Source organism: Bellilinea sp., assembly GCF_053501535.1.
Window position 1 is genome coordinate 1 of the sequence record NZ_JBRCOK010000093.1, and the last position, 10356, is coordinate 10356.

Here is a 10356-nt window from a genome sequence, read left to right on the forward strand (position 1 = left end):
ACAATGGCAAGATTGACGTGCCCGCCAAACCATCCGTGGTGGTAACGGTGGACAAGAGTAACGTCAAAGAAGCCATCATCGATTCCGGTTACTGGCCCGCCAGTGACTTCACCGGCCTGCCGTAATTCTTGAAAATACAGACCGGGAATAACGGGATGCACCCCCCTATTCCCGGTCTGTTCTTGTGGACAAACGGGTATATACTCATTATCAAAACCTGGATAACCCATATTGTATTATCGTCTGCAAGGAAGGTAAGAATCCAATTCATCTGGTGGGAGTTTCTATGAGTGCCCCAATTTTGGAAATGAAACAAATCGTCAAGGAATTCCCCGGGGTAAAAGCGCTGAAAAATGTCAGTTTTACCGTTATGGAGGGGGAAGTTCATTGTTTGGTAGGAGAAAACGGGGCGGGTAAATCCACACTCATGAAGGTGCTGAGCGGGGTGTACCCTTACGGTAACTACGAGGGGCAAATCTTTCTAAACGGGCAGGAGCAAAAATTTTCCGGCGTACGTGACAGCGAAAAAGCCGGCATTGGCATTATTTATCAGGAACTGGCGCTGGTTCCAGAACTTTCGGTGTACGAAAATATTTTTATCGGCAATGAAATTCAACGCAACGGCATTGTGGATTGGAACGAAACCATCCGCCGGGCGGATGAGGTCATGCGCCGGGTGGGATTGAACATCAATCCTGCCACGAAAGTAAAAGACCTGAGCGTTGGAAAACAGCAGTTGGTGGAAATTGCCAAAGCGTTAAGCCGAGAGGTACGCCTGCTCATCCTTGATGAACCGACCTCCGCCTTAAATGAGGTAGAGAGTGAGAACTTGCTCAATCTCATCCGCGACCTGAAACGTGTTGGAGTCACCTCTATTTTGATTTCTCACAAACTCAAAGAAGTGCTGGATATTGCCGACCGCATCACCGTCCTGCGGGATGGCGAGACGATTTGCACGCTCAATCCCCGAACCGAGGAAGTGACCGAGCGAATTCTGATCAAACACATGGTGGGACGGGAACTGGATAGCGTGTTCCCACCGGCAGTTTCCAAGCCTCGCGATGAAGTTCTCCTTGAAGTCAAAAATTGGACGGCCTATGACCCCGAATTAGGACGTACCATCCTCAAGGATGTTTCATTTTACGTACGCCGTGGAGAGATTGTAGGTATTGCCGGCTTGATGGGCGCCGGGCGCACCGAACTGGCGCTCAGTTTGTTTGGCAACCCCTACGGCTACCAGATTCAAGGCGAAATGATCTTTAAGGGTAAAAAACAACGCTTCACGCATCCTCACCAGGCAATCCGCGAAGGGCTGGCGTACGTTACCGAAGACCGCAAGGCTAAGGGGTTGATCCTGATTCAGGACATCAGGCAAAATATCACCATCGCCAATCTGCAGGCACTGGCAAAAGGCGGGGTCATTGATGCCAACGCCGAAGTGGCGCTGGCGAATCGCTACCATGCTTCCCTGAACATCAAAGCGCCATCAGTCGAGCAGATTGTGGGTAATCTCAGCGGTGGGAACCAGCAAAAGGTTTCCATTGCCAAGTGGTTATTTGTGGAACCCAGTCTGCTGATTCTGGATGATCCCACCCGCGGTATTGATGTGGGCGCCAAGTACGAAATTCACTCCATCATGCGGAATCTGGTAGCAGAAGGGATGAGCATTATCATGATTTCTTCGGAACTCCCCGAGGTGCTGGGAATGAGCGATCGCGTTTATGTGCTCTCCTCCGGACGCATCACGGGCGAATTATCCGCCGAAGAAGCCACGCAAGAAAAAATCATGGAGTTAGCAACCAACTAGGAGACGCATTTATGACCTTTATGAAGAATCTCACCACGATCATGCGTCAAAACGTCCGTGAGTACGGCATGTACATTGCCCTGCTGATCATCATGGCAATTTTTTCTGTGACCACCAACGGACTGTTCATTTCTTCCCGCAACCTGAGTAATCTGCTCAACCAGACGGGCTACATTGCCGTGTTAGCCGTCGGAATGACGCTGGTGATCGTCATTCGCCACATTGACCTTTCGGTTGGTTTTCTGGCGGGCTTTTTAGGTGCAGTGGCGGCCATTGCGCTGGTTTTCTGGCACTGGCCCGTGGTTGTGGTCATTCCGTTTGTGCTGATTTTAGGCGCACTGGCCGGCACCCTGACCGCCCTGCCGGTTGCAGAACTGAAGGTTCCCGCCTTTGTAGCATCGCTGGCAGGCTGGCTCATTTACCGCGGTGCTCTGCTTCTGGCAACCAACAGAACCGGGACGATCATCATCCCCAATGAAGCCTACAACAAAATTGGCAACGGCTACATCCCCGATTTGCCCGAAGCCCTGCGCCTCATACCCGACTTTCATAACCTGACCATTTTACTGGGAGTTTTGGGGTTCATTCTCTTCGCGTGGAATGACATCAACAGCCGGCGCAAAAAGAAGGAATATGGATTTGACGTGCTCCCACTGGAAATTTTCATCCTCAAACTCGTTTTCATTTCCGTATTGATCATGGGAGTCACCTGGGTATTGGCTGGCTACAATGGCCTGTCCTGGACGGTGGTTATCGTCCTGCTGGTGGTGGGCGTGTATCACTTCATCACCACCCAAACCGTGCTGGGACGCCACATTTACGCCATGGGCGGTAATCCCGAAGCGGCCGAATTGAGCGGTATCAACACCAAGCGCATCACAATCATCGTGTTTGCTTCCATGGGCATGCTCTCTGCGCTCTCGGGCATCCTCTTCTCTTCGCGTCTGCAGTCTGCCACCACAACCGCGGGAACACTGTTTGAGTTGGATGCTATTGCCGCGGCATACGTGGGCGGTGTTTCGGCGGCAGGTGGTGTAGGGAAGGTCATGGGTTCGCTGATCGGCGCGCTGGTGATGACCTCGCTGACTAGCGGCATGAACCTGATGAACACCGATATTTCCCTGCAGTATGTCGTCCGCGGTGCCGTACTGCTGATCGCAGTGATCTTTGACGTGGTGACCCGCTCGCGCCGCGGATAAAACTTCCATTCCAAGTTCAACAGGGGTGCCCAGCTTTGATCAGCACCCCTGTTGGAAATTTTAATTGAACGTGATTTAGTAAATCAGGGAATCGGATCGGCATTAATCCCTTATGCTCTCGATGCGAAGAAGTGTTCATGGTGCTGGAATTGCGTGAGAACGCGCTGAAGGGCAAAAGCGGCGTTGTGCGCTACCACCCCCGTTTCAGAGAGGTTTGAGTTTATCTATACGAAAAAATTCGTACTGTACCAGCCTCAAACCACTGTGTGAGGTTCCTGCCCGGCAAGGGAAAGCGGCTTCACCAAATCTGCACCGCTCTCATAGTGCACACAGGCCACCCAGTGGTCCTCATCTACCTCAACCAGCGGCGGTTGATCAACCGCACAGCGCTTCTCCGCCACCGGGCAGCGGTGATAATACGGGCATCCGCGCCGTAAATTTTCCACATCCCGCTCTACCAGCGTAATCTCTTTTTCCCATTTACGGTCCAGCCTTGGCACCGATTCCATCAACATGCGGGTGTAGGGATGCAGAGGGGTGTTGAAAATCTTTTCCACTGCACCCTGTTCAACAATGTTGCCTTTATATAGAATGACCGCCCGTTCGCTGATGTAATAGGCCAGTGAAAGATCGTGGGTGATGAACAGGATCGACAGACCATAAGCTTTGAGGTCTGCCAGCAGGTTCAGCACATCAATCCGCGTCGAAGCATCCAGCATGCTGATGATTTCATCCGCCACCAGAAACGAAATGTTCAGCAACAAAGCCCGCGCAATCAAAAAACGCTGCAATTGCCCGCCGCTGAGCTGGTGAGGATATTTATTCAACACATGCGCCGGATTTAAACCTACCGAAGAAAGCGCCTTCTCAACCCGCTCCCCCCATTCGGCGTCAGATACTTGCGGGAAGAATTCTTCATGCACGACTTTAAAAATCCGGTCGGCTTTGAAGATCGGATTATACGAACTGAACGGATCCTGAAAGACACCCTGTACCTGCCGGTAATAATTTTTCAAGGCTTCGCCCTCAAAACCGGCAATATCTTCACCGTTATAGAAAATTTTTCCTTCGCTGGCATTCAATAAACGCAAAATCATTTTACCGATGGTGCTTTTTCCGCTGCCGCTTTCCCCAATCAACGAAACCACCTGCCCCTTGTGAACTTCAAAACTCACTTTGTTCACAGCCAGCAGCGCCCGGCCCCCGAACGCCCCAACCCGATAAATCTTGGAAACCTTATCCAGCCTGAGCATGATTCTCGTACTCCTTCCAGCAGGCAACAAAATGATCCCTCTCAACTTCAATAAAGGGTGGTTCTTCCAGACAGCGTTCGTAAGCCAGCGGGCAGCGTTCCCGGAAACGGCAGCCCGTCGGCGGATTCAAGAGCAAGGGAGGATTACCAGGAATGCCCTGCAAACGCTTTTCGGCAAAGCGCACCCCCACCTCCGGCAAGGCCGAGATCAACAGCCGGGTATATGGATGACGGGGCGACTCGATAATGGATCGGGTGGGGGCTTTTTCAGCCAGCACACCGGCGTACATGATCAAGATACTGTCGGCGATCTGATACAGAATGGATATATCGTGGGTAATCACGATCAGGTTTTTGACAAACTCCCGGTCTCGAAATTCCACCAGCATCTCTGCCACCGCTTTCTGGGTAGCCACATCCAGCGCGGAGGTGATCTCATCGGCAATCAACAGCGAGGGGTTGAGCAATGAGGAAATTACCATCACCATGCGCTGTTTCATCCCTCCCGAAAGTTCAATTGGGTACATCTTCAACACTTCATGCGGCAAAGCCACCAGATCAAGCCGTCGTTTCAATTCGGGCAGAATGTCCTTGTAGTGAACCCCGCGCGATTCGAGCAGTTCGCGGATCATAACGCCGATTTTACGAATCGGGTTCATGGCGTTCATGGCATACTGGGGAATCAGGGAGATTTTGCGAAACCGGTGGGTATTCATTCCTTCGGCATCCCAAATCGGAATTTCCTCGCCGTCCACCTCCACCCGCCCGCTGATGTATTTCATCGGTGGGAAGAGTACAATCAGGCTGTGGCCCAAAGTCGTCTTTCCGCAGCCCGATTCACCCGCCAGCCCCATGATTTCGCCATCTGCCAGCTGAAAACTGGCATGTTCCAGGGCGCGTACATCGCCTCGCAGGGTCTGGTAATATACGGTCAGGTTCTCAACTTTTAAAGCCATGGTTCAAATCTCGCGAAGTTTCGGGTTAAAAATTTCATCCAGCCCAACATTCATGCTATAAAGCGCGCCGACAATCGCCGTGATGGCCAGCCCCGGCGGCACAAACCACCACCACATTCCAAACGGTAATGCCCCCCACAGGACGGCGTATTGCATCATCAATCCCAGCGAAATGGTATTGGTCGGTCCCAATCCAATAAAATCCAGGGTTGCGGCGGTGAGAATGGCCCCGCCAAACTGCAAAATGAAAACCAGAACGAGGTAAGACATCATATTGGGAGCAATCTCATCACGAATGATCCGGAGCGGTTTCATGCCGCTCAGTTTCGCCAGATCCACAAACTCCCGCGTGCGCAGCGAAAAGGTTTGAGCGCGGATGGCGCGGGCAACCCACGGCCAGGCGGTTAGTCCAATGAACAGACATTCCATGAGCAGGCTGCGCACCTGTAAATACGCCGCAATAATCAACAGAACGGCCAGCGTGGGAATCACCAGCACAATGTTGGTGAAGGCGTTAAGGATTTCATCCACAATGCCCCCGCGGTATCCGGCCGTGAACCCGATCAGCATCCCCACCAGCGTGCCAAGCCCGCCGCCGAGCAGACCGACCACAAAAGTAGCCCGCAGGCCGTTCACAAATTGCGAAAAAACATCCTGCCCGAAAAAGGTTGTGCCCATCCAGAAATGGGTCGAAGGTGGCTCGGCACCGCGCGGGCTGGCATATTCCAAAGGCTTGTACTTCGTAAAAGTGGGTCCGATCAGTGCCAGAATCAGGAAGAACAGGATGATTCCGCTCCCGATCAGCAGTTTTTTATTGCGTAAGGTGAAATAAAGAACTTCACTGCGCTTCTTCATGCCGACTCTCCCACCATTCCCCTTCTTGTACGCGGGTCAACCACCAGATAAACCAGATCAATGACAAAATTGGCAATTAAAACACCCAACACGATGAAGAGAAAACAACCCTGAATCAGAAAATAATCCTGATTCTGGATGGCTGCCAGCAGAAGATAGCCGATACCCGGATAGGAAAACACCACTTCGGTCACCAGGGCTCCGGCAACGATGACCCCCAATTTGAGGGCTAAACCGGTAATTTGGGGCAGGATGGCGTTGTCAAAAGCATATTTCCGGACCAGACTTTTTGGAGCACCCAGCGCATTCAGGTAACGCGAGTACTCGGCTTCCAGTTCGTAGATGATCATATTACGCATCCCAATTGCCCAGCCGCCAAACTCGATGATAAATAATGAGGCGAAAGGCAGGAACCAGTGATGAAGCAGGTCGAGCAGGAAAGTCACTGACCAGGTAGGCCGTAACGAGAAGGAGTAGGCTCCCGCGATGGGGAAAATGCCGACCACAATCCCAAAAAACCACGCCATCAGAATGCCCAGCCACATGTAAGGCGTGGCAGTCAGAATGTAACTGATTGGAAGGACGAAATTATCCAGACGTTTGGAACGCGCAGCAAAAGCCCCAAACTTGTTGCCGGTGTACCATCCCAAAAGGACGGCAGGCACCAGCAAAAAGACATCGTAAGGCACAGCCCGTTTGAGCACATCCACCACCGGCGTTGGGAACAAATACGTGCTGATGCCCAAATCGCCCTGAAAAAGGGCTTTCCAAAAGTTGAGGTATTGCTGCCAGAGAGGTAAATCCAACCCAAACAAACGGGCGTAGTAATCGTACATCATTTGAATGGCAGTTGCGTTGGAGGCAACCGAAACCCGCGTCAGCATGTTGCGGATCGGGTCGCCTGGCATAAAGCGCGGAATCAACCAGTCAATGGTCACAGCCAGAAAAAACGTCAGCGCATAAATCACCATTTTCCGAATCAGATAACGCCGCATGAAAATCTCCTGCTGGTCTTTTTCTCTACTCTCAGTTTCTTACAAACTTTAATTCCGCAAAGGAGAAGGGATGCCGCCTCCCCCTTGCGGAAAGAGGCGGCTTCGCCAGATCAGCGCCTAGGGTGAAACCGGCTTCAGGTTGATCAGAGTCTGCAAACCACCCATCTGCCAGTAACCGGACCAGGTGGAAGGCAGCGAGACCGGATTCTTCTCGCTGGGCCAGTTCGTCCAGGCTGATTCAGTCCACTGCGCCCACAATCCGTTGTACCACAGCGGGATCATCGGCATTTCGGAGAGCATCAGTTCCTGAATCTTGCTGGTGGCTTCCTTCATTCCCGCTTCGTCGCTGGTTGGGACACGCGCCAGAGCATCCACCAGATCGAACATTTCCTGATTGGCGTAGCGCCCGAAGTTACCGGACTGCATTTGCTCCTGAATCGGATGGCGGAAGAGCAGGTTGTACAGGGTCCAGGGGGTATTGCTCATCTGTGCCCAGTTGTTGAGCGTCATGTCAAAGGTGGCACCCTGCAAGGCAGTGTTCCAAGCGCCGTAATCCGGATAGGCGGCCTGAATATTAATACCGGCCGACTGGGCACTGGAAGCAATGATGTCAATCGCCGCCATCCAGTCCGTCCAACCGTTCGGGCAGGTTACCTGCAACTTGATTTCCGAACCATCCGGCGCCTCCACAAAGCCATCCCCGTTGACATCCCGATAACCGGCATCTGCGAGCATTTGCCTGGCTTTGGCGGTATCAAAAGTGTAGCCCAGTCGGGCAATCACTTCGACATCCTCGTATTTGCTCATGGTCGGCAACAGACCGGAGGGGCTGGCAGCCTTGACCAGATTGGCATACGCTACATTGACGATTGAGGGAACATCAATGGCAAAAGCCAGGGCGCGGCGGAATTTGGCATCATCCATCGGCTTCTTGGTAGTGTTCAGGAACAGCACCGCCGTGTTGGCCGAAAGCATGTAAGGCGGTTTTTCATAGAAAGTCTTGACATAACCCTTCTCGGCAAGCGTGGCAATGCCGGGCAGGAAGTTGTTGCTCAGATCCAGTTCGCCTTTGACGACCATGCCCAGGGCAACATTATTGCTGGAGGTGCGAATATCCACAATGTACTTGGGTGCCGGTTTGCCGAAGATGGAAATTCCCCACCAGTTTTCGTTCCGCACCCAAACGTTGCGGTCCTCGGCATGGGTGAGGTACATGTAAGCACCGGAGCCTACCGGTTTTTCGTTCGCGCCGGTGGTGACTTCTTCCTCACTGCGGCCTTCCCACAGGTGTTTGGGGACAATCGGCAGGTTGAAGAGGTAGTTATCCCATTCCTGATAAAGCGGATCTTTGAAGGTCAGGGTCAGGCTGGTTTCATTGATCACCTTGACGTCGGTGAGCCCGGTGTTCGTCCAGACCGGCGAGAACCACAGGGCTGGAAACCTCTTGCCGAGTTCGAGAGTGAATTTGACATCTTCGGCCGTCAGGGGTTTGCCATCGCTCCAGGTCAAGCCCTTGCGCAGAGTAAGGGCATAGGTGGTGGGGTTGGTCCACTCCCCTTTTTCTGCCAGCCAGGGGATGAATTTGTCGGTCAATGGATCGTAATTGAAGAGGAATTCGTAGAGAAAACCGATTGTACCGGTGGTGTTGGCCAGCATGCCCGGCTGGAAGGGATTCCAGGTAGAGGCCGGCCCCCAGGCCGCGCCACTGACGTAGAGCGTTTCGTTGCGCGGATAGCTGGTTGGACCCGGTTCAGGGGTGGCCACCACCTCGACAATCTGAGTCTCCACCACTTTCTTTTCCACTTCAACCGTCTGGATGATGGTTGCGGGAGTGGGTGTGGCAGTGGGACCGCAGGCAGCCAGCAGCAGGCTGGCCAGAATCAGCCCCGTGAATAGATACAAAGCAAACTTACGCATGGTTCCTTTCTCCTTTCTTCAGGAAAAACAAGGGTTACAGGGTTTTTTGAGCGGTGTTGGGTCGGGTTTCTTTGCATCCATCTCCTCCAGGATGATCACCTCCTTTAAAATTTTTAGAAAAGATCAAATTGTTTTGGGAGCGCTCCCAAAATTACGTAAAATTTTTCATCCCTGCACAACGCGGCGTTTTAATGCGCCGCAGGAATCGCGAATCACCAGTTCGGTATCCATGATGATTCGGCGGGGCGGTTGCACCCCATTTTCGATCAGATCGAGCAGCACCTCCACTGCCTTGAAACCCAACGGAGCAATCGGCTGACGCACGGTGGTCAACGGCGGTGTAGCCGAGGCTGCCATTGGCAAATCGTCAAAACCAACCACGGCAATATCTTCGGGAACGCGCAGCCCCGCTTCGCGGATGGCGCGCATTCCGCCAACCGCCATCGCATCCGAGGCGGCAAAAACCGCATCCGGGCGGGCTGGTAGCAAGGCCTGCATGGCGTAATACCCCCCTGCCTCGGTGTAATCGCCTTCGGCGATCAGTGCAGGGTCAAGTTTTCTGCCCCGCTCGAAAAGCGCGCGGGCATAGCCTTCTTTGCGGTCAATGCTCACGGTGGAATTGCCGGTACCGGCGATCGTGGCAATCCGCTGGTATCCCAGCCGAATCAGGTGACTGACGGCGTTGTAAGCCGCATTGACATTATCCACGTCCACAAAACTCACCCCGTCGGCATGGAAGGGCCGGCCGATGACAACCAGAGGGATGTTGGAAGCCAGCAAGCGGTCCATCAGTTGATCACCAATCTGCCCGGACTGGAGCAGGACGCCGTCCAGCATCCCGCGCCGCGAGATGCGCGGGTAAATTTTGGCCTCATCCTCGGAGCTGCCGACCAGAAAGAGGGCAAGCGAGTAGTTGAAATGATTGCACGCCTGAGCAATCCCCTGCGTGAGCCGGGGAAAATACGGGTCACTGAAAAAGGAACTGACACTGCGCGGCAGCACCAGGCCGAGCATGAGCGACCGTTGCGACGCCAGGGTGCGGGCGGCAGCATTGGGATGAAATCCGGTCTGGCGAATCACCTCCAATACGCGCTGACGCACTTCCTCGCGCACATTGGGATGGTCATTGAGGACGCGCGAAACGGTAGAGCGAGATACACCTGCCTGACGGGCAATGTCTTCCAGAGTCAGATTGGGCATAACGGATCGCTTGAAAAGGAATACGGGGAACGAGGCTGGGAGACGATGATGTTGGAAGCGCTCCCAATCAATTTCATTATAGGAAAATTATGAACATTTGTCAATCAGTTATTTTTGAATTATGTCTTTTAAAATTTTAAGATTTACTAAAGACCTGGCATTTCTCTCCATTTTC

At 52.9% G+C, this 10356-nt stretch carries 8 protein-coding genes and 1 pseudogene; 3 read left to right on the forward strand and 6 right to left on the reverse strand.

Features of this window, described 5'->3' with window-relative positions; translation table 11 throughout:
• The 3 genes and pseudogenes from ACWIZX_RS09350 to ACWIZX_RS09360 all read left to right on the forward strand — a co-directional run.
• Positions 1 to 125, forward strand: a pseudogene (locus tag ACWIZX_RS09350) (sugar ABC transporter substrate-binding protein); the annotation flags it as partial.
• Positions 126 to 286: 161 nt separating this feature from the next.
• Positions 287 to 1807, forward strand: a complete 1521-nt coding sequence (locus tag ACWIZX_RS09355) for an ATP-binding cassette domain-containing protein (RefSeq protein WP_448335569.1) — start codon at positions 287 to 289, stop codon at positions 1805 to 1807.
• A gap of 11 nt (positions 1808 to 1818) precedes the next feature.
• Positions 1819 to 3006 (forward strand): sugar ABC transporter permease, encoded by a 1188-nt coding sequence (locus tag ACWIZX_RS09360; RefSeq protein ID WP_448335570.1) that lies wholly within the window; start codon positions 1819 to 1821, stop codon positions 3004 to 3006.
• Between the two features lie 254 nt (positions 3007 to 3260).
• On the opposite strand, the gene ACWIZX_RS09365 is transcribed toward ACWIZX_RS09360, so the two are convergent.
• The 6 genes from ACWIZX_RS09365 to ACWIZX_RS09390 form a co-directional block, all read right to left on the reverse strand.
• Entirely contained in the window at positions 3261 to 4259 is a 999-nt protein-coding gene (locus ACWIZX_RS09365) for an ABC transporter ATP-binding protein (protein ID WP_448335571.1), read from the reverse strand.
• Positions 4243 to 5214, reverse strand: a complete 972-nt coding sequence (locus ACWIZX_RS09370; protein WP_322793770.1) for an ABC transporter ATP-binding protein — start codon at positions 5212 to 5214, stop codon at positions 4243 to 4245. The genes ACWIZX_RS09365 and ACWIZX_RS09370 overlap by 17 nt, the downstream gene beginning before the upstream one ends.
• Positions 5215 to 5217: 3 nt before the next feature.
• On the reverse strand, positions 5218 to 6069 hold the full coding sequence (locus ACWIZX_RS09375; protein ID WP_322793771.1) for an ABC transporter permease: 852 nt from the start codon (positions 6067 to 6069) through the stop codon (positions 5218 to 5220).
• The gene (locus ACWIZX_RS09380; protein ID WP_448335572.1) at positions 6066 to 7064 is read right to left on the reverse strand and encodes an ABC transporter permease; all 999 of its coding nucleotides are present in this window, start codon (positions 7062 to 7064) and stop codon (positions 6066 to 6068) included. Before ACWIZX_RS09380 ends, ACWIZX_RS09375 begins: the two co-directional genes overlap by 4 nt.
• A gap of 117 nt (positions 7065 to 7181) precedes the next feature.
• A complete protein-coding gene (locus ACWIZX_RS09385; RefSeq protein WP_448335573.1) occupies positions 7182 to 8981 on the reverse strand; it encodes an ABC transporter substrate-binding protein in 1800 nt (599 codons plus the stop codon).
• 165 nt (positions 8982 to 9146) lie between these two features.
• On the reverse strand, positions 9147 to 10181 hold the full coding sequence (locus ACWIZX_RS09390) for a LacI family DNA-binding transcriptional regulator (protein ID WP_448335574.1): 1035 nt from the start codon (positions 10179 to 10181) through the stop codon (positions 9147 to 9149).
• Between the last annotated feature and the right edge of the window lie 175 nt (positions 10182 to 10356).